At 70.9% G+C, this 22,288-nt stretch carries 27 protein-coding genes; 15 read left to right on the forward strand and 12 right to left on the reverse strand.

The genetic code is table 11. The features are described 5' to 3' along the window. Window positions 1-62 precede the first annotated feature (62 nt). Window positions 63-986 (reverse strand): EamA family transporter RarD, encoded by a 924-nt coding sequence (gene rarD / locus AB0N59_RS00310; protein WP_363477103.1) that lies wholly within the window; start codon window positions 984-986, stop codon window positions 63-65. A gap of 108 nt (window positions 987-1,094) precedes the next feature. Further along, entirely contained in the window at window positions 1,095-1,391 is a 297-nt protein-coding gene (gene groES / locus AB0N59_RS00315; protein ID WP_099196502.1) for a co-chaperone GroES, read from the reverse strand. 138 nt (window positions 1,392-1,529) lie between these two features. Between groES and AB0N59_RS00320 the strand changes: the two genes are divergently transcribed. Continuing rightward, complete coding sequence (locus AB0N59_RS00320) at window positions 1,530-2,711, forward strand: SAM-dependent methyltransferase (protein ID WP_363477106.1); 1,182 nt, start codon at window positions 1,530-1,532, stop codon at window positions 2,709-2,711. Here the strand turns inward: AB0N59_RS00320 and AB0N59_RS00325 are convergent, their stop codons facing one another. The 10 genes from AB0N59_RS00325 to flgN are packed head-to-tail and all read right to left on the reverse strand — an operon-like array spanning window position 2,712 to window position 10,706. Beyond that, the gene (locus AB0N59_RS00325; RefSeq protein ID WP_363477109.1) at window positions 2,712-3,863 is read right to left on the reverse strand and encodes a hypothetical protein; all 1,152 of its coding nucleotides are present in this window, start codon (window positions 3,861-3,863) and stop codon (window positions 2,712-2,714) included. Between the two features lie 4 nt (window positions 3,864-3,867). After that, a complete protein-coding gene (locus tag AB0N59_RS00330; protein WP_363477112.1) occupies window positions 3,868-4,941 on the reverse strand; it encodes a hypothetical protein in 1,074 nt (357 codons plus the stop codon). A 3-nt stretch (window positions 4,942-4,944) separates the two neighbouring features. Then, the gene (locus tag AB0N59_RS00335) at window positions 4,945-5,382 is read right to left on the reverse strand and encodes a hypothetical protein (protein WP_363477115.1); all 438 of its coding nucleotides are present in this window, start codon (window positions 5,380-5,382) and stop codon (window positions 4,945-4,947) included. Continuing rightward, a complete protein-coding gene (gene tsaD, locus AB0N59_RS00340; protein ID WP_363477117.1) occupies window positions 5,379-6,446 on the reverse strand; it encodes a tRNA (adenosine(37)-N6)-threonylcarbamoyltransferase complex transferase subunit TsaD in 1,068 nt (355 codons plus the stop codon). Before tsaD ends, AB0N59_RS00335 begins: the two co-directional genes overlap by 4 nt. After that, complete coding sequence (rimI, locus tag AB0N59_RS00345) at window positions 6,443-6,934, reverse strand: ribosomal protein S18-alanine N-acetyltransferase (RefSeq protein ID WP_363477120.1); 492 nt, start codon at window positions 6,932-6,934, stop codon at window positions 6,443-6,445. Before rimI ends, tsaD begins: the two co-directional genes overlap by 4 nt. Continuing rightward, the gene (gene tsaB, locus AB0N59_RS00350) at window positions 6,931-7,518 is read right to left on the reverse strand and encodes a tRNA (adenosine(37)-N6)-threonylcarbamoyltransferase complex dimerization subunit type 1 TsaB (protein WP_363477123.1); all 588 of its coding nucleotides are present in this window, start codon (window positions 7,516-7,518) and stop codon (window positions 6,931-6,933) included. The genes rimI and tsaB overlap by 4 nt, the downstream gene beginning before the upstream one ends. Window positions 7,519-7,545: 27 nt before the next feature. Beyond that, window positions 7,546-7,917 (reverse strand): flagellar assembly protein FliW, encoded by a 372-nt coding sequence (locus AB0N59_RS00355; RefSeq protein ID WP_363477126.1) that lies wholly within the window; start codon window positions 7,915-7,917, stop codon window positions 7,546-7,548. Beyond that, window positions 7,914-8,795: a flagellar hook-associated protein FlgL gene (gene flgL / locus AB0N59_RS00360; RefSeq protein WP_363477129.1), complete on the reverse strand. Its 882-nt coding sequence runs from the start codon at window positions 8,793-8,795 to the stop codon at window positions 7,914-7,916. Before flgL ends, AB0N59_RS00355 begins: the two co-directional genes overlap by 4 nt. A gap of 13 nt (window positions 8,796-8,808) precedes the next feature. Next, window positions 8,809-10,218 carry a flagellar hook-associated protein FlgK gene (gene flgK, locus AB0N59_RS00365; protein WP_363477132.1) on the reverse strand — a complete coding sequence of 470 codons (1,410 nt, stop codon included), beginning with the start codon at window positions 10,216-10,218 and terminating at the stop codon, window positions 8,809-8,811. Window positions 10,219-10,223: 5 nt separating this feature from the next. Continuing rightward, on the reverse strand, window positions 10,224-10,706 hold the full coding sequence (gene flgN / locus AB0N59_RS00370; RefSeq protein ID WP_363477135.1) for a flagellar export chaperone FlgN: 483 nt from the start codon (window positions 10,704-10,706) through the stop codon (window positions 10,224-10,226). A gap of 191 nt (window positions 10,707-10,897) precedes the next feature. Here flgN and AB0N59_RS00375 point away from each other — a divergent pair, with 191 nt between their 5' ends. From AB0N59_RS00375 to AB0N59_RS00440, 14 genes are all read left to right on the forward strand, one after another. Further along, window positions 10,898-11,704, forward strand: coding sequence for a sigma-70 family RNA polymerase sigma factor (locus AB0N59_RS00375; protein ID WP_363477138.1), 807 nt, complete (start codon window positions 10,898-10,900; stop codon window positions 11,702-11,704). Window positions 11,705-11,792: 88 nt separating this feature from the next. Next, entirely contained in the window at window positions 11,793-12,668 is an 876-nt protein-coding gene (locus AB0N59_RS00380) for a flagellin (protein WP_363477141.1), read from the forward strand. Between the two features lie 69 nt (window positions 12,669-12,737). Next, window positions 12,738-14,117 (forward strand): flagellar filament capping protein FliD, encoded by a 1,380-nt coding sequence (gene fliD, locus AB0N59_RS00385; RefSeq protein ID WP_363477144.1) that lies wholly within the window; start codon window positions 12,738-12,740, stop codon window positions 14,115-14,117. A 1-nt stretch (window position 14,118) separates the two neighbouring features. After that, on the forward strand, window positions 14,119-14,523 hold the full coding sequence (fliS, locus tag AB0N59_RS00390; protein WP_363477147.1) for a flagellar export chaperone FliS: 405 nt from the start codon (window positions 14,119-14,121) through the stop codon (window positions 14,521-14,523). Beyond that, a complete protein-coding gene (locus AB0N59_RS00395) occupies window positions 14,520-14,786 on the forward strand; it encodes a hypothetical protein (RefSeq protein ID WP_363477150.1) in 267 nt (88 codons plus the stop codon). Before fliS ends, AB0N59_RS00395 begins: the two co-directional genes overlap by 4 nt. 109 nt (window positions 14,787-14,895) lie before the next feature. After that, complete coding sequence (locus AB0N59_RS00400; protein WP_363477153.1) at window positions 14,896-15,237, forward strand: flagellar basal body protein; 342 nt, start codon at window positions 14,896-14,898, stop codon at window positions 15,235-15,237. Further along, complete coding sequence (locus AB0N59_RS00405) at window positions 15,234-15,626, forward strand: flagellar basal body rod C-terminal domain-containing protein (RefSeq protein WP_363477156.1); 393 nt, start codon at window positions 15,234-15,236, stop codon at window positions 15,624-15,626. Before AB0N59_RS00400 ends, AB0N59_RS00405 begins: the two co-directional genes overlap by 4 nt. Then, a complete protein-coding gene (fliE, locus tag AB0N59_RS00410) occupies window positions 15,626-15,928 on the forward strand; it encodes a flagellar hook-basal body complex protein FliE (protein WP_363477159.1) in 303 nt (100 codons plus the stop codon). Before AB0N59_RS00405 ends, fliE begins: the two co-directional genes overlap by 1 nt. Beyond that, the gene (gene fliF, locus AB0N59_RS00415) at window positions 15,928-17,562 is read left to right on the forward strand and encodes a flagellar basal-body MS-ring/collar protein FliF (RefSeq protein WP_363477162.1); all 1,635 of its coding nucleotides are present in this window, start codon (window positions 15,928-15,930) and stop codon (window positions 17,560-17,562) included. The genes fliE and fliF overlap by 1 nt, the downstream gene beginning before the upstream one ends. After that, complete coding sequence (fliG, locus tag AB0N59_RS00420) at window positions 17,559-18,557, forward strand: flagellar motor switch protein FliG (protein WP_363477165.1); 999 nt, start codon at window positions 17,559-17,561, stop codon at window positions 18,555-18,557. Before fliF ends, fliG begins: the two co-directional genes overlap by 4 nt. Then, entirely contained in the window at window positions 18,547-19,152 is a 606-nt protein-coding gene (locus AB0N59_RS00425; RefSeq protein ID WP_363477168.1) for a FliH/SctL family protein, read from the forward strand. The genes fliG and AB0N59_RS00425 overlap by 11 nt, the downstream gene beginning before the upstream one ends. Then, the gene (locus AB0N59_RS00430) at window positions 19,149-20,444 is read left to right on the forward strand and encodes a FliI/YscN family ATPase (RefSeq protein WP_363477171.1); all 1,296 of its coding nucleotides are present in this window, start codon (window positions 19,149-19,151) and stop codon (window positions 20,442-20,444) included. Before AB0N59_RS00425 ends, AB0N59_RS00430 begins: the two co-directional genes overlap by 4 nt. After that, complete coding sequence (locus AB0N59_RS00435; RefSeq protein WP_363477174.1) at window positions 20,441-20,863, forward strand: hypothetical protein; 423 nt, start codon at window positions 20,441-20,443, stop codon at window positions 20,861-20,863. The genes AB0N59_RS00430 and AB0N59_RS00435 overlap by 4 nt, the downstream gene beginning before the upstream one ends. Continuing rightward, complete coding sequence (locus tag AB0N59_RS00440; RefSeq protein ID WP_363477177.1) at window positions 20,860-22,275, forward strand: flagellar hook-length control protein FliK; 1,416 nt, start codon at window positions 20,860-20,862, stop codon at window positions 22,273-22,275. Before AB0N59_RS00435 ends, AB0N59_RS00440 begins: the two co-directional genes overlap by 4 nt. Window positions 22,276-22,288 lie beyond the last annotated feature (13 nt).

The raw sequence follows: 22,288 nt of genomic DNA on the forward strand, positions 1-22,288 counted from the left end.
CGCGCGTGGTATCGCTTCCATCTCGGTCGCCTAACGATCCGATCAGGGCGCAGAAGCGCCGGTCAGACCAGGTCGACGGGTGCGGTGATCGGCGAATCCGAGTGCGCTCGCCTGCTGTGCAGCATGAGGTCGGCGACGAACACGACGATCGCGATCCAGACGAGGATGAAGCCGATCCAGCGCTCGAAGGGCATGGGCTCTCCGAGAAGCGCCCAGCCCACGATGAACTGCATGACCGGGGTGATGAACTGCAGCAGCCCGACCAGGCTGAGGTCGATCCGCCTGGTGCCGGCGGCGAACAGCAGCAGCGGCACGGCGGTGGCGATGCCGGCCCCGGCGACGAGCACGGTGTGCAGCGGCGAGACCTGGCCGAAGGTGATGCCGTCGGTCTGCCCGACGATGATGAGCGTCACGACCGCGATCGGGATGAGCCAGAACGATTCGAGGGTGAGGCCGCTGGTGGCGTCGACCGCCGCCCCGATCTGCTTCTTGACCAGACCGTAGATGCCGAACGACGCCGTGAGGGTGAGCGCGATCCAGGGGAACTTCCCGTACGCCACGATGATCACGATCACGGCCAGCATGGCGATGCCGATCGCCACCCACTGCATCCGCCGAACGCGCTCGCGCAGCACGAAGACGCCGAGCAGAACGGTGAAGATCGGGTTGATGAAGTACCCGAGGCTCGTCTCGATCACGTGGCCGGTCAGGGTGCCGATGAGGAAGGTCTGCCAGTTGACGTAGATGAGCACGCCGGCGAGGGCGGTCCAGCCGAGCAGCCGGGGCTGACGCACGATCGCGATGAGGGCGGGCCAGCCGCGCATGACCGTGACCAGCAGCAGGCAGAACACGAACGAGAGCAGCACGCGCCAGGCCACGACCTCCCACGCCCCGGTCGGGACCAGCGCGAGGAAGTACAGCGGCAGCACGCCCCAGATCAGGTAGGCGCCGATCGTGTAGGCGATCCCGCCGTTTCTCGTGCTCACCGATTCAGCCTAGTGGCGACGCCGTCGCTCGAGACGCGTCGCGGGGGTACGGCAGAGGGCCCGGATGCCGTGGCATCCGGGCCCTCTGGGAGCTGTTGTCGACCTGCGTCAGCGGACGACGACGGCGAGCACGTCGCGAGCCGAGAGCACCAGGTACTCGTCAGCGCCGAACTTCACCTCGGTGCCGCCGTACTTGCTGTAGAGCACGCGGTCGCCCACGGCGACGTCGAGCGGAACGCGGTTGCCGTTGTCGTCGATGCGGCCGGGGCCCACTGCCACGACCTGGCCCTCCTGGGGCTTCTCCTTCGCGGTGTCGGGGATGACCAGACCGCTTGCGGTGGTCTGCTCTGCCTCGACCTGCTGGATGACGATGCGGTCCTCGAGCGGCTTGATGGAAACCGACACGGTGTACCTCTTCTTTCGTGCTTGAGATCAGAAGACTGTTAGCACTCTCGTGGTGAGGGTGCTAACTCCAGTGTATGCCGAGCGTTGGCACTCATGCAATGCGAGTGCCAGCCCGATCGCGGACCGTAGGCTCTTCCTGTGGAGATGTCTGAGCTGACCGCACTGCTCACGCGCGATGGTCTCGCGCTGCTCGACGAGGTGGGCGCCGTCGAGTCGTCCGCCGATGTCGCGCGCTCGGTGTCGCGGCTGCGCGCAGCCGGCCACTCCCCCGACCTCGTCTCGGCCGTCGTCGGACAGGCGCGTCTGCGGGTGAAGGCGCGAGCGAAGTTCGGCGAGTTCGCCGACCGGATGCTGTTCACCCGTGCCGGTCTCGAGCAGGCCACGCGCCTGAACGTCGCCACCCTGCACGCCGTGCGGCTGCGCCGCACGGGCATCACCCGCGTCTCGGACCTCGGCTGCGGCATCGGCGGCGACAGCCTCGCCTTCGCCGGCGCCGGACTGACGGTCGACGCGGTGGATGCCGATCAGGTGACCTCGGCGATCGCCGCCTACAACCTGGCCCCCTTCCCCGACGCGACCGTGCACCACGGAACCGCCGAGGCCTCCGTGCCGACCGACGGCGCCGTCTGGCTCGACCCCGCCCGCCGCACCGCGGGGCACAGCGAGACGACCCGCACCTCGCCTGCCGACTGGTCACCGTCGCTCGACTGGTGCTTCGAGGTCGCGCGCCGGCATCCGACCGGCATCAAGCTCGGGCCGGGGCTCGACCGCGACCTCATCCCCGAAGACGTCGAGGCGCAGTGGGTGAGCGCCGACGGCAGCGTGGTCGAGCTGGTGCTGTGGAGCGGCGAGCTGGCCCGCCCCGGCATCCGGCGCTCGGCGCTCGTGACGCAGGGCGGCGAGACGCACGAGATCACGGCCGCGGCGGACGCCGACGACGAGCCGGTGCGCGAGCTCGGCGCGTTCCTGCACGAACCAGACGGCGCCGTCATCCGCGCGCGCCTCATCGGCGAGGTCGCCCGCTCGCTCGAGGCCGGGATGGTCGACGAGCAGATCGCGTACCTCACGGGCGATGCGGCTCTGACATCGCCGTTCGTGCAGTCGTTCCGCGTGCGCGAGACCATGCCCGCGCACGTCAAGTCGATCAATCAGGCGCTGCGCAGGGCCGACATCGGCCGTCTCGAGATCAAGAAGCGCGGCATGGACATCGATCCGGCGGCGTTCCGCAAGAAGCTCGCTCTCAAGGGATCGACGGCGGCGACGCTGATCCTCACCCGCACGCCGGCCGGCCGGGTGGCGATCCTCGCCGATCGCGTCTGATCAGCCGCCGGTCTCGCCGGTCTTGTCGTCGACCCCGCAGTAGCCCGAGTCGACGTCGCAGACGATCGAATCCGGAGTGCGGATGATCGTCAGTCGCGGATCGACGTTCTGCGTGAGGTTCAGCTGATAGATGCCCCGATCGGTCGCGACCTCCAGGCGCCCGCCGCTCGATGGGTCGAACTCCGCGCAGCCCTCGGCTGTCAGCGCGGTCGGCTCGGCGACCAGCAGGCAGAACTGCGTGCCGTCGAAGGTCATCCACACGGGCGTGGTGTCGTCCCACCCGATGAGCTGGAGTGCGCTTCCGTCATAGCCGGACCTGTCGAGGAACTCGGCGATCTCGAGCTCGCGTCCCGAGTACTGCTCCCGCCAGTCGTAGGTGCCGTCATCGGCGAGCACCTCGCGCTGGATGATCGTCACCCGCTCTCCGTCGATGTCCTCGAGCAGCACCGCCCAGACGATCGCCCGCTCTCCGTCGATCGTCAGCTCGACGTTCGCCTGCAGGCCGTACGTGTCGGGCTCACCCGTCTTCTGGCAGACGGTCTGCCGGCCCTCGACATCCGCCGCGCCCTCCGATGTTTTGGCGGCGTCGGCCCCGTGCGCTGCGATGAGCACGAGGCATTCGCTGTCGTCGGCGGTCTTGGTCGCGTACCAGGCCTCGACCCCGTGCTTCGCACCGGTCAGCACCACAGAGCCCGGATCGAACTCGTCGGACGCGTCGAGCTGCACCAGCGTCCTGCGCTGCGCATCGGTCATCGGGCGGCTGCCGTCGCCTCGGCCGAAGGCGAGCCAGCCCACGCCCACTCCCAGCAGCACGGCCACGATGGCCGAGAGGACGAGGATCGGGATGCTGGGCATGCGGCGCGCACGGTCTGGCTGCTCGGGCAGCGAACGCCCCGTCACCGCCTCTGATTCAGCCGCGGGCTCCTGATCAGAGCCGGCGCCTGCCCGCACGGCGTCCGAGGCGGACGGAGGGTCCGGAGCAGCTGGGGAATCGGTCTCCTCGCTCGTGGGAACCGGACGGGGCGTTGGTGCCACGACCCGAGTGCTCAGCTCACGCAGCTCGTCGGCCTCGGCATCGGTCAGTGCGCCGTTCGGCGAGAAGGCGCGCCGCTGCAGCTCGCGACGTCTGGCCTCGTTGCCCGCATCCGCCATCTCGTCATCCGCCGTTCCGCACGACGGTGAGCACCGGACCCCGCGACGGCGTCTCGCGCACCTCGTACACCGTGCTGCCCCGCGAGAGGAGGAACACGCCTTCGTCGGTGGGCTCGCACGACTCGATGACGGCACCGCCCTCGGGATCGACGACATAGACGCACGTCTTCATCTCCTGGGAGATGAACACGGGCACCTCTCCGTCGTAGCCGACGATCTGGATGTACCGCGAGTCGACGCCCTGCTCCGCGATCTTCTCGATCTGCGCCCGCTCCTCGTCGGTGAACTGCGACGTCCAGTCCATGCCCGCAGACATGTCATGCCGCTGCACGAGCAGCGTCTCGCGGCCCGCGACGTCGTCGATGAGGGTGGCCCAGTACGACCAGTGGTGCTCGCCCTCGGCGTGATCGATCGAGACGCCGATGGGCTGGGCGAACGGCGCCTCGCCGTCAGGCTCCGGCGGCACCATGCATTCGAACCGATTCTGATCGGCCACGCTGATGGCCAGACAGGTCTTCGCGCCGTCTTCACTGGTCGCGCGCCACACCGATGCATCGTATTTCTCACCGAGATAGACGATCGAGCCGGGGTCGAACCGCCCGGTCTTCTCGATCTCAGCCAGGGCGCTCGCCTGCGCGGCGTTCATCGCGGGGGCGTCGGAGCGGCTCAGCAGCACCCACCCGCCACCGAATCCGACCAGCAGCGCGACCAGCGTCGACAGCACGAGGATCGGGATGCCGGGCCGCCGCCGTCCCGACGTCGCATCGGCGTCGGCGGCCTCGCTCGCGTGCTTGCGATGGACCCCGTCATGCGCCGGGGTCTCGTCGGCTTCTGAGCCTGCGGGGCGGGGCGACGGGCGTTCGGACCGGGCTGCCGAGTCGGGAGGTCCATGCTGATCCGGTCGCTCCTCCCCTCGCTCGGGAGCCGGCACCGAAGGCGGTACAGCGGGCGCGGAGTGCGCGGTCAGGGCATCCAGCTCTCGCAGTTCGGCGTGCTCCGCCTCGGTGAGTGCCCCACCGGCGGCATACGCCCGGCGCTGCAGCTCACGTCGTCGTGAGCTCTTCGCCTCGTCCAGCATGCGTCACCCCAGACTCTCGAGCTGCATCGCGGCCCAGAGCAGCCACCCTGCGCTGAACAGCGTGGCACACAATCCGAGCACCAGCGCCCACACCGCGATGCCGCGGTTCTCGATCGGCCGTCGCAGAGACATGATCGCCGCGATCACGGCGATGATCGCGACCGGGATGCCCCACCCGACGAACATGGATGTCGCCAGGGCGACGATCGCCGCGACGAGCGCCCACGGCGCGAGCCGTGCGTCGTCGACGGGATGATCGCCCGTGCTCGGTGCCCATTCCATGGCCGGCTGCTCATCGGCATCCGGATGCGCGGCGACCTGCCCGACCGGCACAGGACCGGTGGGCAGCTTGCCGTAGCCCTTCGCCGCACCGGGCAGCGCCGCCCCGCCACCGGGCTTCTCGACCTCGGGGGTGGGCTGCTCGATGCGCGGGTCGCTCATGCCGGGCTCACCTGGATCTCGGTCACCGGCAGCGTCGAATCGGCGCCGAACGCGAGGGTCGAGGCGCCGCGTCCGCTGGCCATCAGCTCGGCTGCGAGGCCGGCGATCATGGCGCCGTTGTCGGTGCACAGCGACAGCGGCGGAATGCGCACGGCGACACCGGCCGCCGCCGCACGCTCGAGGGCCACCTCGCGCAGGCGCCTGTTCGCGATCACGCCGCCGCCGAGCAGCAGACGAGGCACGCCGCGGTCTTCGCAGGCGGCGAGCGCCTTGGCGACGAGCACGTCGATCACGGCCTCACGGAAGCTCGCGGCGACGTCGGCCACCGGAACCTCCTCACCGGCCGCCTCGGCGCGCTCCACCCAGCGCGCGACCGCGGTCTTCAGGCCCGAGAACGAGAAGTCGTAGCGGTGCTTCGCCATGTCGGACGCCTTCGAGAGCCCCCTCGGGAAGCGGATCGCCTTCGGGTCGCCGTCGGCCGCCGCCCTGTCGATCTGCGGTCCCCCCGGGTACGGCAGGCCCAGCAGCCTGGCGACCTTGTCGAAGGCCTCGCCTGCGGCATCGTCGACGGTCTCGCCGAGCAGCTCGACGTCGGTCGTCAGGTCGCGCACGTGCAGAAGCGAGGTGTGCCCGCCCGAGACCAGCAGCGCGATGGTCGGGTACTCGAGGGGTGCCGTGGCGCGGTCGTCGGAGGTGAGGATGTCGGCGGCGATGTGCCCGACGAGGTGGTTCACCGCATACAGCGGCTTGCCGAGACTCACGGCGAGGCCCTTCGCCGCACCGACGCCCACCATCAGCGCGCCGGCGAGGCCGGGGCCGCTCGTCACGGCGATCGCATCGAGCTCGTCGAGCGTCACCCGCGCCTCGGCGAGGGCGCGTTCGATCGACGGCTGCAGGGCCTCGAGGTGGGCCCGTGCGGCGACTTCCGGCACGACCCCGCCGTAGCGTGCGTGCTCGTCCATGCTCGACGCGATCGTGTTCGACAGCAGCGTCCGCCCGCGCACGATCCCGATGCCGGTCTCGTCGCAGCTCGTCTCGATTCCGAGCACCAGGGGACCGGTCATGCGCTCGCCTCCTCTGCCGCATCGGCCGAACTGCGCGCCCACGACCACAGGTCGAGGCGCATGATCACCGCATCCACGTTGTCGGGCTGGTAGTAGCCGGGCCTGCGGCCGATCTCGGCGAAGCCCTCCGAGGCATAGAGCGTCTGAGCCGGGATGTTGTCGTCCCGCACCTCCAGGAAGAGCTCGCGCGCTCCGCGCTCGAGTGCGGTGGCGATCAGGGCGCGCAGCAGCGCCCGCCCTCGTCCCTGCCCGCGAAGGGAGGCGTCGAGAGCGATGGTCTGGATGTCGGAATCAGCCGAGCCCTGCAGTGCCCGCACTCCCCCGTAGCCGACGACGCGCTCTCCCTCGACATCGACCAGGTAGACGTTGTGGAGGCTCGCGATCTCGGTGCCCATCGTCTGCTCGCTCCACGCATCGGTGGGGAAGCTGCGCTGCTCGAGGTCCATGATCGCCGGCAGGTCGTCGAGGGTCGCGGGGCGCAGGGTCATGAGCCCACCCGCTTCGGAGCACCGGGCTGCACCACATCGGGCGAACGCAGATAGAGCGGCTCGGCGTCGGCCAGAACGCGGCCGCTCGCGACGGCGCGAGCCCCCACGCGGGCGAGTGCAGCGGCCGACAGCTCGGTCACCTCGTGCACCGGCTCGTCGATCTCGGCACCTCGCTTCTCGAGGCGCGTCGGCTGGGTCAGATCCGGGATGCCGTCGGCATCCGTCCCGTCGAAGACGCTGACCGCGATCTCTCGCCGACGTGCGTCGGTCACCACCGCGAAGGGACCGTCGGCCTCGTGGTCGAGGGCGATCGCGAAGTGGCTGGGGACCGGGATGAGCGGGATGCCGCGGCCGAGCGCGAACGCCCGCGCGGCGGCGATGCCGATGCGCAGGCCTGTGAACGGGCCAGGGCCCATGCCGGCCACGACGTGCGTGATCTCATGACCCGCGACCTGTGCCAGCAGGTCTCCGATCACCTCGGCGTGGCCGAGCGGATCGGGAGTGCCGGCCTCGGCGACGGTGCGCCCGTCGGCGTCGATGACGGCGACGGCCGTTCCGAGAGAGGTGTCGACGGCGAGGATCACCCCTCCAGGTTAGTCCGCGCCGCCGGGTCAGCCGAGCGGTGCCCGCAGCGGGTAGTCCTGACCCTCGAGGATCACCTGGGCCGTCGCTCCCGTGACCTTGTTGGCGACGATCGGGGCGAGCAGGTTCACGTGCACGCCCTCCCCGGTGTGGCTCGCCACGACGAGCACCAGCGCATCGTCTGCAGCCGTCAGACCGAGAGCGTCGACGTGCTCCTCGGCGAGGGTCGGCGCATAGCCCGACACGACCGTCTGCGGGTCGACGAGGTAGAGCCGCAGACCGTCGTCGTCGACCGCGCCGAGCGAGAAGAGCCCGTCCGCCCCGTCGATCGGGTCGAGCCGGAACCGCGTGTGCGGAGCGAGTCCGAGCGGAGGGTCGACGAAGTCGAGGAGCGCGGTCATCGCAGGAACTCCAGGAGTGTGGGCTGCAGAACGCGGCCGGTGACGGCGAGCGCGGAGCGGTACACGAGCTCCTGGGCCTGCAGCCTCACGAGCACCTCGACGGAGTCGACGTCCTCGACGGCGGCTCGTCGCGCCTCGAGTGACACGGAGTCCTGCACTGTCGCCTCCTTTGCTCGCTCCAGCTGCGACTGCCTGGCGCCCACAGAGCCCTGCACGCTGAGCATCGCATCGCGGCGCTCATCGATCTCGGTCAGGCGGGGACCGACATTCTGCCCACCCCGCAGATCAGCCACGATATCGGTGATCAGGGAGAACACCGATCCCGCCCCTGTGCCGAAGACTGCGGCGCCGTCGGTGTCGACGCGGATGGATGCCTCGTCGGAGACACGACGGACGACCTCTGCTCCGGGGAGTCCGCTGAACGCGCCGGACGGGTCGAAAGCCGCTGTGTCGGAGGTGCCTGCGAAGACCGAGCGCCCCAGCACGGTGGTGTTCGCCTGCGCGAGCAGCTCATCGCGGATGCCTTCGAGCTCGACCGCGAGAGCCTCTTTCGCCGTCGCATCCATCGCTCCGTCGTTGGCTCCCTGCACGGTCAGGTTCCTCACGCGGGCGAGCAGGGCGGTGCTCGCAGTGATCGCCGAGTCGGCGGTCGCCAGCCATGCGATGCCGTCGTCGATGTTGCGGGCGTGCTGCTCGGTGCGGCGCTGCTCGGAGTGGAGGCGCAGCGTGGTCGCTGCGGCATGGGGGTCGTCGGAGGGTGCGAGGAACGCCCGCTGCGAGTTCGCCTGCTCCTGCAGTCGCGACAGCTCCGACAGATTGGCCTGCAGCTGGCGCATGGCCGTGTGCGTCATGGAAGACGCGGTCACCCGGGAGATCATGGTCGTCCTCCTCCTAGCGGCCCACGAGGCCGGTGCGGTTGATGAGCACGTCGAGCGACTCGTCGACGGCCGTGAGAACCCTGGCCGCCGCCTGGTACGCCGTCTGGAACGTGAGCAGGCTGATCGTCTCCTCGTCTCCATCGACTCCGGCCACGGATCGCTGCGCGCCGACCGCGGCCGTCGACGCGACATCCGACAGGGTCGCCCGCTGGATGTCGCCGGCGGTGGCCACGGCGAAGCCGGCGACCACATCCGCCCAGATGGAGTCGGGTCCGCCGGCGCTGCGCCCGATCTGGGAGATCGCATCCGCGTTGCTCGAATCGAGCGGCCCGCCTCCCGGCTTGGCCACGGCGAGGTCCGATGCGCTCCCGACCGCCACGGAGAGCCCGAGTGCGGCAGGGCCCGACCCGGACAGCGCGAAGAAGTCGCCTCCGGCCTGACCGGTCGCCGTCACTCCCGCGCGGTGCCGCTCGTTGACGCTGGAGGCGAGAGCTCTCGCCACCTCGTCGTACGACCTGGCGAGGCCCGCCAGCGTGCCGCCGTCGTCCGCCGGCGCGAGCACGCTCAGCAGCCCGCCCAGCTCCCCGCCGTCGACCGACACCGCGAAGCCGTCGGCGCCGCTCCACGACACCGACAGCGCTCCGCCCTGCTCGATGGCGGCCGGCCCCGACAGGGTCAGCGATCGGGCGTCCCCGCCCGAGACGAGCGCGTTGCCGTCGATGCGCACGGTCATGGTGCCGTCGGCCTCGAGTGTGCCTCTTGCGCCGGCGAGACGCGCGGTGGTCTGCACGAGAGCGTCGCGCCGGTCGATCAGCTCGTTCGCCGAGCGGCCGGCGCCGAGCGCATCGCGGATCTCGGTGTTCAGCTGGGCGATCTGCGACGCGGCGGTGTTGAGCTGTGCGACCGTGCGTTCGGCGGACTGCCTCGCATCGGTCCACTGCGTCGCCACGGCGCGGTATCCACCGGCGATGCGGATGGCGAGCTCCGACGCCGACTGCAGCACCGTCGCCGCGGCCGCCCCCTGATCTGGCGTGTTCCCCAGGTCCTGCCACGCGTTCCAGAACTGCGACAGACGCGCTGAGAGACCGTGCTCGGTCGGCTCCGCCAGAGCCGTCTCGGCAGTGGTGGCGGCGAGCGCGCGCGCCGACCAGAAGCCCGCGGCACCTGCTGTGTCGCGCACGCGCGCATCGAGGAGCACGTCGCCCAGGCGGGCGACGCCGTCGACGGAGACGCCGTGCCCGGGAAGGGCTCCGAGGCTGAAACGCCCCGACTGGGCGACCGCCGCGATCGCCGATGTGGTGACCCGCTGACGGGTGTAGCCGTCGGTCGCCTGGTTGGCGATGTTCTGCCCCACCACATCCATCCCCCGCCGAGCCGCGGCGAGGGCGCTGGCGGCGGTGCCGAGCCCGCTGAATGTCGACATGTTCCTCACATCTCCGTGTCGATGATGCGCGCGGAGTCCTCACGCGCGCGCTCACCGTGGGTGGTGTACTCGCCGGTGTCGTCACCGAGACCGGCGATCGTCTCCTGCGTGGCCCGCATGACCGCGCGCAGCTGCTCCGAGTTCGCGTCGCGCAGGCGGCCGATCTCATCGGTCAGCTTGGTCAGCGCGTTCAGGTGCTCGGTGAGGACGTCGCGCCAGGCCCCCTCCGGCGCGCTGTCGATGAGCTGCCGGATGCTGGCGCCCTCGGGCGCACCCCATTCGGCAGCGACCGTCTCGGCCTCGACGACACGGGCGATCCCGGCCGTGCGGAGTCCGTCGAGCACCTGCTCGATCTCACGCGTGGCGAACTGCATCCAGCGTGTGCGGCCGGCGGCGAGCAGAAGCTCCTGCTCCTCGAGCTTGAACAGCAGCAGCTCGAGCAGCTCACGTTCTCGCCATAGCTGCGCGGACAATTCGTTGGCTCCCATTGACTCTCTTCCCCAGTGAGTGACGCGTCGTTCGACCGGTCGACTGCATCTATCGACCGGCGAGCGCAGATCGTTATCCGCGCTGGCATGGGTAGTTCTCCCCATGCCACTATCATTCAGGACATGGTATGGGAGGGGACCCGCCATGCAGGAGCAGTCCGTTCCTGTGTTCTACGAGGGGGCCACCAGCCATGACGACGCGTGAAGAGCGCAATCGCCTGATCGAGGAGAACCTGCCATTGGTGGGCTATCTCGCCTCAGACACGCACGCGCGCGCGACGCACGTGCCGCGCGAGGAGCTGGCATCCGCCGGTGCCCTCGCCCTGGTCACGGCGGCGGAGGCGTACGACCCGTCGCTCGGTGTGCCGTTCGGAGCCTACGCGCGTCGGCGCATCCTCGGCGCCTTCGCCGACGAGATGCGGTCGATGGACTGGGCATCCCGGGGCATCCGCCGACGCATCAAAGAGACCACCGCGGTGCAGGACACCCTCTCTTCGGGCCTCGGCCGGCCGGCGACCGCCGCAGAGATCGCGACCGCGATGGGCGTCTCCCAGGATGAGGTGCTGGCGGCTCTCGCCGACGCCACCCGCTCCGTCACGACGCTCGACGACGTGCACGAGTCCGATCTCGCCTCGTACACGCCCCTGCCCGATGAGGCGGCTGCGGTCGCCGAGCGACGCACCGTGCTCGATCACGCGATCAGGGCGCTGCCCGAGCGGATGCGGATGATCGTGCACGCCGTGTACATCGACGAGCGCCCCGTCAAGGAGATCGCCGAGGAGCTGGGGGTGTCGCACTCGGCCGTGTCTCAGCAGCGGGCAGAGGCCATCCGCCTGCTCCGCGATGCGCTCGAGCGGTTCTACCGGGACGGCGAGGAGGCCCCGCTGACGTCCCGCGTCTCGGCATCGGTGCGCGAGGGCTTCTTCGCCCGCATCGCCGAGACCGGCGGGTCGCGTATCGCCCGGGCGCTCGCGGGCTCCGCCTCCGTCACCTCCTGACGGCTTACGACCCGCGCGCGTGCGCCGATAGGTGTGGGTGGAGCCCACGGACGGGCTCCGTACGAATCCCATCACGGAGGAACACACCATGGGTATGCAGATCAACACCAACGTGTCGGCGCTCAACGCCTACCGCAACCTGTCGAACACGCAGAACGACCTGTCGAAGTCGCTCGAGAAGCTCTCGAGCGGATTCCGCATCAACCGTGCTGCCGACGACGCAGCCGGCCTCGCGATCTCCGAGGGCCTGCGCGCGCAGGTCGGCGGTCTGAACGTCGCCGCGCGCAACGCTCAGGACGGCATCTCGGTCATCCAGACCGCTGAAGGCGCCCTGACCGAGGTCCACTCCATCCTGCAGCGCATGCGCGACCTCGCGGTGCAGGCGGGCAGCGACTCGAACAACACCGATTCCCGCACCGCGCTCCAGGGAGAGATCAACGGCCTCGCCTCCGAGCTCAACCGGATCGGCGCCAACACGCAGTTCAACGGCATCAACCTGATGGACGGCGCTGCGCTGTCGTTCCAGGTCGGCGCGAACGGAAACGTCGCAGGCACCGACCTCTCGAACACCATCACCGTCAACCTGGCCGACCTCGCGACCGCGGTCTCCGGTGTCGCCACCCTCGAGGCGACCGGAGCGGACCTCGCTGCGGGCAGCGTCGCGGTCGACGTCAGCAGCGCCGCTTCCGCCGCTGCCGGGGTGGAGCTCATCGACGCGGCCATCACCAACGTGTCGACCGCTCGTGCGGACCTCGGTGCGAAGCAGAACCGCTTCGAGTCGACCATCAACAGCCTCAACGTCGCCTCGGAGAACCTCGGCGCAGCCGAGAGCCGCATCCGCGAGACGGACATGGCGTCGGAGATGGTCAAGTTCACGGCGAAGAACATCCTGTCGCAGGCAGGAACGGCCATGCTGGCTCAGGCCAACCAGTCGACCCAGGGCGTGCTGCAGCTGCTGCGCTGATCCTGATCGATCGACTCCGGGTGAGCGACCCGAACGCTCACCCGGAGTCACCCTCTCCGAAAGGCTGGCATGGCACTCTCGCTCGACGGTCTCGTCTCGGGTCTGAAGACGACCGAGCTCATCAAGGCCCTGATGGACGTGCACTCCATCCCGAAGAACCTGCTGAAGTCGAAGATCGCCGACAAGGGCGTCGTGATCTCGAACCTGCAGTCGCTGAACGCCTCGCTGCAGGATCTCGCCCTCAAGGCGAAGAGTGCGAGCGTGCCCGGCGCCATGGCGCAGTTCACCGCGACCTCCTCAGCGAACACCGTGACCGTCACCGCCGGAGCGGACGCCACCGCCGGCTCCATCGACATCGTCGTCGACAGCGTCGCCCAGCGTCACTCCATCGTCTCCGCACCTCACGCCGCGTGGCCGGACACCCCGCCGGTCATCACGCTTCAGAACTCGAAGGGCGAACGGGTCGAGGTCACGGCCGCGTCGACCTCGATGCAGGATGTGGCGCAGGCGATCAACCGTGCCGGGTTCGGCGTCACGGCCGCGGCCGTGCGGGCCGGATCGGACGCGGACGGCGCTCCCCTGTACCGACTGCAGCTGAACGCCGCGGAGGCGGGAGCGGCTGGTTCGTTCTCCGTGCTCCGCGGCGACATCGCCTCGGTCGAGGCGGGCACGGCCGCCGACATCCTCGCGGACCCGAACGCGGCGACGGTCTCGACCGGGACGGATGCCCGGGTGCGGCTGTGGGCGGGCACCGCCGCCGAGCAGGTGGTGACCTCGGCGAACGGCACCTTCACGAATCTCCTCCCCGGCGTGGACGTGACGGTGAGCGCCGCGTCGGCACAGCCGGTGACCGTCGCCGTCAGCACAGACGTCGCCGAGCAGGCGAAGGCTCACGAGGCCTTCGTCACGCAGATCGCGAAGATCCTCAGCGGCATCGACAAGGGGTCCACGGCGACGGTGCCCACCGGCGGCGGTGCCACCACGCTCGGCGTCTTCACCGGCGACAGCACGGTGCGCTCGCTCCGGCGCTCGCTGGCGGATGCGGTGCAGCATCCGGTCGACGGGATCTCCCCCTCGACCATGGGCATCTCGATAGACAGGTACGGAGTGCTGTCGTTCGACGAGGAGCGCTTCTCCGCGGCAGTGGCCGCGGACCCCGCGCAGGTCGCGGCCGTCTTCTCGGGACTCGCCGCTCGCGTGCAGGACGTCGCCGACACCTACTCCGACAAGTACGACGGACTGCTCACCGCGCGCATCACCGGTCAGCAGAGCGAGGTCGACGTGCTCGGCGACCAGGTCGAGCGATGGGACGTCCGCCTCGCCCAGCGCAAGGCGTCGCTCGAACGCACCTATGCGCAGCTCGAGGTGCAGCTGTCGCGCATGCAGTCGCAGTCGTCGTACCTGACGTCGCAGCTGGCGGCACTGACGCCGCCGCAGAAGGGATCCTGACATGAACGCCGCACTCAAGGCGCAGCAGCGGTACCGGGAACTGGCCATCCTCTCCGCGGGCCCCGAACGACTGCTGACCATGCTGTACGACCGCCTGCTGCTCGACATCGAGCGCGGCGAGGCCGCGCAGCGCGCCGGGGACTGGGCGGAGGCGAACGCGCAGCTGCAGCACGCGCAGTCGATCGTCGCCGAGCTGAACTCGTCGCTCACCGACTCGTGGGAGGGCACTGCAGGCCTGCGCGCGGTCTACACCTTCCTCACGCAGACCCTCATCGGCGCCAACATCGGCCGCGACCCTGAGCGCACGAGGGTCTGCGCAGAGCTGGTGGCCCCGCTGCGCGAGGCGTGGCACGGCGCGGCCGAGGCGATGACCCCTGCAGAGTCGACGAGCGCCGCACGGGCATGAGCGCGACCGCGTGGGCGGCCCTCCTCGACCGCTTCGAACGCGAGCTCGACGACGCCGAGCCGCTCGACGAGCCCTGGCACCCGCCGACCGGGTCGATGCCGGAGGAGCTGGCCGACCGTGCGAGGGCGCTGCTCCTGCGACAGCAGGAGCGGATCGCCGACATCCGCGGCCAGCAGGACGCGATCGCGCATCAGCTCGTCGCGCTGCGCCGTGTTCCGGATGCCGGCGCCGGAGCCTCCGCGTATCTCGACGTCGTGGGGTGAACCGCCTAACGAACCTCCGGAAGCAGCCGATAGAGGGTGACGAGCAGGGAGCGCTCGCAAGGATCGGCCACGGATAGGCCTCACCTCACCGACGGATGGAAGCCGGTTCGTGTTCGACTCTGTGACCATGTCCGCGCTCTCGAGCGCTCTCGACGGCCTGTCTCTGCGCCAGCGCGCGATCGCCGACAACATCGCCAACATCAACACCCCCGACTATCACGCCAAGCGCGTGCAGTTCGAACAGGCTCTGGCTGACGCGGTCGAAGCCGGGCACGGTCGCGCATCCGCCACGGTCGGCGAGTCGCTCGAGCCGACCCGCCTCAACGGAAACAACGTCAACCTCGACACCGAGACGCTCTCGAGCATCGACACGATGCTCCGGTACCAGTTCGCCACGCAGGCGATCAACGGGTCGTTCTCGTCACTGCGCGCGGCGATGAGGACCTCATGACGTTCGACGCGATCGGCATCGCCGGCACCGGACTGACCGCGCACCGCAAGTGGCTCGACGCGCTCAGCGACAACATCGCCAACATCAACACCGCCGTCACGCCCGCCGCCCCGGCGTTCCAGGAGCGGTACGTCGTCGTCGAGAACAGCGCCGCGTCGCCCGGCGTGTACGTGGCCGGCACCGAGCTGGGCAGCCCCGAGGGGCGCCTCGTGCACCAGCCCGATCACCCGCTCGCCGATGCGGACGGGTACGTCCGCTACCCCGACATCGACCTCGGCGACCAGATGAGCCAGCTGATCATGGCGCAGCGCGGCTATCAGGCCAGCGCCGGCGTCGTCGACCGCGTCCGCAACGCGTATGAGGCCGCCCTGCAGATCGGACGAAGCTGATGGATCCCGTCTCCGGCATCGACGCGCTCTCGTCTGCGCTCCCCTCCTCGCTCCGCGCCGAGCCGGCGCCTGCGGGTGGCGGCGCCGCGTTCGCGACGAGCATCACCGGGGCGATCGACGAGCTGCGCGGACTGCAGTCGCAGTCCGACGCGCTGAAGGTCGCCGCCGTCACGGGTGACCTCGACGACATCCACTCCGCGATGATCGCCTCGACCCGCGCCGCCGTGACGCTCGAGCTCGTCGCCGCCGTGCGCAACAAGGGCGTCGACGCGTTCAACGAGATCATGCGGATGCAGGCCTGATGCCCACGGCCGTCACGAACATCTTCCAGCGCGCCCGGCGCGCTGTCGCCGGCTTCACCATGGCGCAGCGCACCATCGCGATCATCGGCCTGGCCGTGCTCGCCCTGGGGATCGCCGCGCTGCTCAGCTGGGCCTCGCGGCCCACGATGACCCCGCTGTTCACCGGGCTGAGCGCCTCTGACGCCAATGCCGTCGTCGAGCAGCTGCGCTCGGCATCCGTCTCGTACGAGCTGACCGACGGCGGCGCGACCGTCCTGGTACCCGAATCCGACGTCTACGACCAGCGGCTCGCGGCAGCGGCGTCGGGCCTGCCGAGCGACAGCTCGGATGGGTACTCGCTGCTCGACGACCTCGGCGTGACCACCTCGGAGTTCCAGCAGTCGGTCGCATACAAGCGTGCGATCGAGGGCGAGCTGGCCGCCACGATCTCGTCGCTCAAGGGCATCTCGGCAGCATCCGTGCGCCTCGCGATCCCCGAAGAGAGCGTGTTCGTCTCCGAGACCGTCGACCCGACGGCGTCGGTCTTCATCGAGACCGGTCGTACCTCGCTGTCGCCCACCCAGATCGAGGCGATCGTGCACCTGACCTCGGCTGCCGTGAGCGGGCTGAAGCCGGAGAACGTCGCGGTCGTCGACGAGAACGGGCGCACGCTCTCATCGGTCGGCGTCGGCGCGACCGGCGGAGTCGATCGCCAGGCAGGTGACTACGAGGCCAGAGTCGCCGCCAGCGTGCAGGAGCTTCTGGACAAGGTGGTCGGTCCCGGCAACGCGACGGTCACCGTCGCGGCCGAGATCGACAGGTCGGTCAACGAGCGGCTCGAGGAGACGTACACCCCGATCGAGGGCGGTGCGTCGTCGTCCGAGCACACGCGCACCGAGACCGGCAGCGGCGGCCAGGGCGGCGCAGGCGTGCTCGGTCCCGACAACATCGCCGTGCCCTCGAACGGCGAAGGCAGCTACGAGGTCACCGAGGAGACCCGCAACAACTACGTGAACAAGGCCACGCAGACGACGAGCACGCCGGCGGGCTCGATCACCCGGCAGTCGATCTCGGTCGCCGTCGATGCGGAGGTCGGAGAGAAGATCGGCGCCGGTCAGCTCAGCGACCTGGTCGCCGCAGCAGCCGGGATCGACCGCGCTCGCGGCGACCAGCTGAGCGTCGAGATGGTGCCGTTCAGCCAGCAGGACGCGAAAGCCGCGCAGGCCGCGCTGGATGCCGCGAAGAAGGCGGCTGAGGACGAGCAGCGCATGGCCCTGCTCGGCACCGCACTGCTGGTCGTCGCCATCGCGGCGCCTCTGCTGGCCGTCGTCGTCTTCCTCATCATCCGCGCGCGCCGGAAGACGCGGCAGCCCGACGAGTTCGATCTGATGTTCGGAGAGCGCGCCGCGTCTGTGACGGCGTACGCCGGTGCCGTGCCGCTCGAGCAGCAGCCCACGGTGCAGCTTCCCCTCACGGCCCCCGAGCCCACGGCCGTGCTGCCGAGCGATGTGCCCCCGGAGCTCGAGATCGAGGCCGAGCCGGCGCAGGTGAGCCTCGAGCGCCGGCGCAGTGAGATCGAGACGCTCAGCCGCCGCGATCCTCAGCGCACCGCCGAGCTGCTGCGCACCATGCTCTCGGACCGGGCGGGCGTATGAAGAGTCTGAGCGGACGTCAGAAGGCCGCCGTCGTGCTGATGAACATCGACCGGGCGGCCGCGATCGAGGTCATGAAGCACCTCTCCGAGGCGGAGGCCGAGGCGATCACGGCCGAGATCATCGGCCTGCACAGCCTGGATGCGACCACCACCGCGCAGGCGCTCGGCGACTTCCAGCGCATCGCCGCCGGCCACCTGCCCCCTGGTCGCGGCGGCAGGGACATCGCCGCGACCCTGCTCGAGGCGTCGTTCGGATCGGAGCGCGCCGCCGCCCTGCTCGGGCGGGTCGGCTCGAGCAACTCGGCCTTCGACTTCCTCACTGCGGCCGACCCGGCACAGGTCGCCGGCCTGCTCGACGGCGAGCTGCCGCAGACCGTCGCACTGGTGCTGGCGCACCTGCCCACCGATCGCGCGGCGGCGGTGCTCGCCGCGCTGCCCGAGGCGGCCCGCACCGACGTCGCGCACGCGATCGCCACGATGGGCACCGCGACGCAGGATGCGATCGCGATCGTCGCCGAGTCGCTGAAGGCGCGCACCGGTCTGCTCGCGACCCGCGACGCGCCCGAGCGTCTGGGCGGAGTCGAGCCGCTCGTCGAGATCATCAACCGCTCGGACGCGTCGATCGAGAAGGCGCTGCTCGAGAGCATCGAGAACCGCGACCGGTCTCTCGCCGACGACATCCGGTCGCGGATGTTCACGTTCGCCGACATCGTGCGTCTCGACGACCGAGATGCCCAGCGCGTGCTGCGCGGCGTCGACATCCGCACCCTCGCGCTCGCCCTCAAGGGCGCGAACGAGGGCATCGCCGAGGTGATCCGCCGCAACGTCTCCGAGCGCAACCGCGAGAACCTCGACTTCGAGAGCCGCAGCCTCGGCCCTGTCCGCATCTCGCAGGTCGAGGAGGCCCGCGCGGAGATCGTGCACATGCTGCGGGGCATGGAGGCCGCGGGCGAGATCTCGGTGCAGCGCAGCGACGAGGACGAGTATGTCTACTGACGCCTTCGCGCCTGCCGTCTTCCCTCGTTTGCGCGACACGGACTCCGACGGCGAGCGCCGGCGGGCGCGGCGGCTCGGGTACGCCGAAGGGCATGCCGAGGGTTTCCGTGCGGCGGCGGCCGAGGCCGCCACCGCCGCCGCGCAGGCCCGCGCCGAGCGCGAGCAGCGGGACGCGCAGGCCGCCCGCGCCCTCGCATCCGCTCTCGCCGCCCTCGAATCCGCAGCGGCTGCGCTCTCGGCCCGCGTCGCCGAGCTCGCACGCGCGGATGAGCAGACGATCTCGGCGCGCGCCGTCGACCTCGCTCAGACGATCGTGGGCGAAGCGCTGATCGACCGCGAGTTCGCGGCGCTGAGCGCACTGCGCCGGGCGCTGACCGCGAGTGACGGCGAGCGCACTGTCGAGGTGCGGTTCAGCGCGGCCGACGAGCGGGTTCTTCGCGGCCACGGCGCCGTGCCCGCCGGTGTCTCCGTCGCCGTCGACGACGCGCTCACCGCCGGCGACGCCGTGGTCGTGCTGCAGGACGGCATCGTCGACGCCAGGATCGGCGCAGCGCTGGAGCGGGCGCGCCGCGCGCTCGAGGCGGTGTCGCCATGAGCGCCTGGGGAGCAGTGCTCGACGCCGCGCGCCCGGAGAGGGTCGGCCGGGTGTCGCGGGTGCGCGGTCTCGGGGTCGACGTGCGCGGCATCGACGGCGCTGTGGGCGATCTGGTCGAGCTCGGCGACGGCGTCGACGCCGAGGTGGTCGCCGCTGGTCCCGACGGGCTGAGCTGCATGCCCCTCGCCCCCGTGTCGGGGCTGACTCTCGGGATGCCCGTGCGCAGCCGTGGCGGTCGCCTTCGCGTGCCCATCGGCCGTGCCCTGCTCGGCCGCGTGCTCGACGGCATGGGGCGTCCGATCGACGGCAGGGGCCCGCTCGATGCGCGGATGGCCGACCTCGATCACGCGCCGCCGTCGATCCTCGGACGCGACCGCATCGAGACGCCGCTTCCGCTGGGTGTCCGCGCGCTCGACACGCTGATCGCGGTCGGACGCGGTCAGCGCATCGGCCTCTTCGCGGGATCCGGCGTCGGCAAGTCGTCTCTGCTGTCGATGATCGCGCGCGGCACGGAGGCGGATGCCACGGTGATCGCCCTCGTGGGCGAGCGCGGCCGCGAGGTGCGCGAGTTCCTCGAGGACGACCTGGGACCCGAGGGCCTCGCCCGGTCGGTCGTCGTCGTCTCGACATCGGACCAGCCGGCCATGGCCCGGCTGCGGGCGGCGTACACCGCGACGCGCATCGCCGAAGGGTTCCGCGACGACGGCGCCCACGCGATCATCATGATGGACTCCCTGACCCGCGTGGCGATGGCGCAGCGCGAGATCGGCCTGTCCGCCGGGGAGCCGCCGGCCACACGCGGATACCCGCCGTCGACCTTCTCGATCCTGGCCGGGCTGCTCGAGCGAGCGGGCACCGACAGCGGCGGCTCGCTGACCGGCATCTACACCGTGCTGGTCGACGGCGACGACCACAACGAGCCGATCGCCGACGCCGTGCGCTCGATCCTCGACGGGCACGTGGTGCTCGACCGCTCTCTCGCGCTCTCGGGGCACCACCCCGCGATCGATGTGCTGGCGTCGGTGTCGCGTGTGGCGGGCAAGATCACCTCCGCCGAGCAGCGAGCCATGACGAGCACCCTGCGCGCGGTGCTCGCCGCGCGTCGCTCGGCGAACGATCTGATCGACATCGGCGCATACCAGCCCGGCGCCAACGCCAGGGTCGATGCCGCCATCGCGCATGAGCGCGCGATCTCCGACTTCCTGACTCAGCCGCTCGACGAGGTCTCCTCGCCGGCTGAGGCGTGGGAGCGGCTGCAGCGAATCGTCGCAGACATGGGAGGTGCGCCATGACCCGTTCCTTCTCGCTCGCCGGGCTGCTGCGCGTGCGGTCGATCCAGGAGCGCGCCGCCGCACAGGAGCTGTCGCGCGCCGTCATCGAAGAGAACCAGACCCGCGCGCGTGAGCGGCACCTGCGCGCCGCGCTGGCCGCGACGGACTCGGATGCCGTAGACGTGCGCTCTCTGGCGGCGATGGCCGCGGCGCGCGTCGCCGGTCGAAGCATGCTCGCAGACCTCGAATCGCTGGCGCAGGCCCAGCGGCAGGCTGTCGATGACGCACAGTCGGCCCACAGCGATGCGCGTCGCGAGGTGCGCGGACTCGACCGGCTCGCAGCCGCGCATGCGGCGCGCGCGCAGGCCGACGCGCTCCGAGCCGAGCAGCACGAGCTCGATGAGATCGCGCTGCGCCGCGGAGCGGAGGGCGGCGCATGAGCGCGCTGATCGTCACCGCGTCACCGCCTGCGCGCAGCACCCCGGCATCCCCCGGCACTGTCGGCGGATCCGCCGAGGACTTCGCCGCGGCGATCCGTGACGCCGCGCCGGATGCGCATGAGCGACCGGAGCCCGCGTCTGACCGGGAGCAGTCCGCCACGTCGACGGCCGACGCGGGGATCGCGGCCATGCCTCCGTCCGCCGTCGGGGACGCGCTCGACGGCGCGCGAACGGACCTGCCGCCCGCCCGTCTCGGCGTGCGAGATGGTGCCGTGGCTGCGGCCGACCCGGCGCACGCTGATTCCGCCACCGCCGAGGACGGCACTGCCGTCGGGCTCGTTCAGCCGCTGACGCAGGCTCGGCTGTCCGCAGAGGAGCAGGGGCTCCTCGCCGCTCGCGGGCGTGCCGGGCTGCTGCCCGGTGCGAGCGGCGCCGTCGAGGCTCCGCAGGACGCGGCCGCGGACGCGTCGGTACCAGGGGAGCCCCAGCGAGCCGCTGTCCCGCCGGCGAGCGCCGGTGGCACCGCGGTGGCAGCGGCGGCAGCCGAGGGCGCGACGTCCCGCCCGGCTCAGGCGGCCGTCGCCGATCAGCCGATCAGGGCCGCATCCGGTGCAGTCCGCGCCGCGGACGGCACCGCCGCTTCGCAACCGGCTGCGCCCGTCGATGCCCAGAGAAGCGCGAGCGGCCAGACGCCGGTCGGTGCGCAGCCGGCCGCGGGTGCGGAGAGGGCGCCGGACGCGCAGGCCGCTCCCGGTACCGGCGTGAGCACCGGTGCTCGGATCGTGCCGAGCACTCCCACGACCCACGAGCCGCCGCACGCCCCGCGCGCCGCCGAGAGCCTGGTCGCCGTGTCGCAGCCCGTCGCGTCGGCTGCCCCCGCCGCGGCGGCGAGCGCCGCCGAGCCGGCGCCCACGGCGTCGACGCGCCCTGCCCTGCTGCCGCAGGTGGCGTCACCCGTGCTCGCGCTCGCCCGCTACCCGCAGGGTCAGCACAGCATCACCCTCACGGTCGCGCCTGAGAACCTCGGGCCCGTCACGGTCCGCGCGCACATCTCCGGCAGCAGCATCCGCCTCGAGCTGCACTCCCCCTCGGATGCCGGACGCGAGGCGCTGCGTGTCATCCTCGCCGATCTCCGCCGCGACCTCTCCGTCGCCGCACCGGGAGCATCCGTCGATGTGTCCTCGCGCGACACCGCGTCCGGGTCGTCCCCCGATCCGCAGGGACGATCCGATCCGCAGGGGCGCTTCGAGACATCCGGTCGCAGCGAGGCGCAGCCGCGCGGCGACCAGCAGAGCCGCAGACCAGGCGAGACCGCCGCAGCACCCGGTGCGAACCCGGCGTCCGCCGCCGACATCCAGCCGCCCACTCCCGCGCACTCATCCGCGCAATCACGCATAGACGTGTACGCCTGACCAGAAAGGAGCA

The organism is Microbacterium sp. NPDC089321 (assembly GCF_040684935.1).
Taxonomy (GTDB): Bacteria; Actinomycetota; Actinomycetes; order Actinomycetales; family Microbacteriaceae; genus Microbacterium.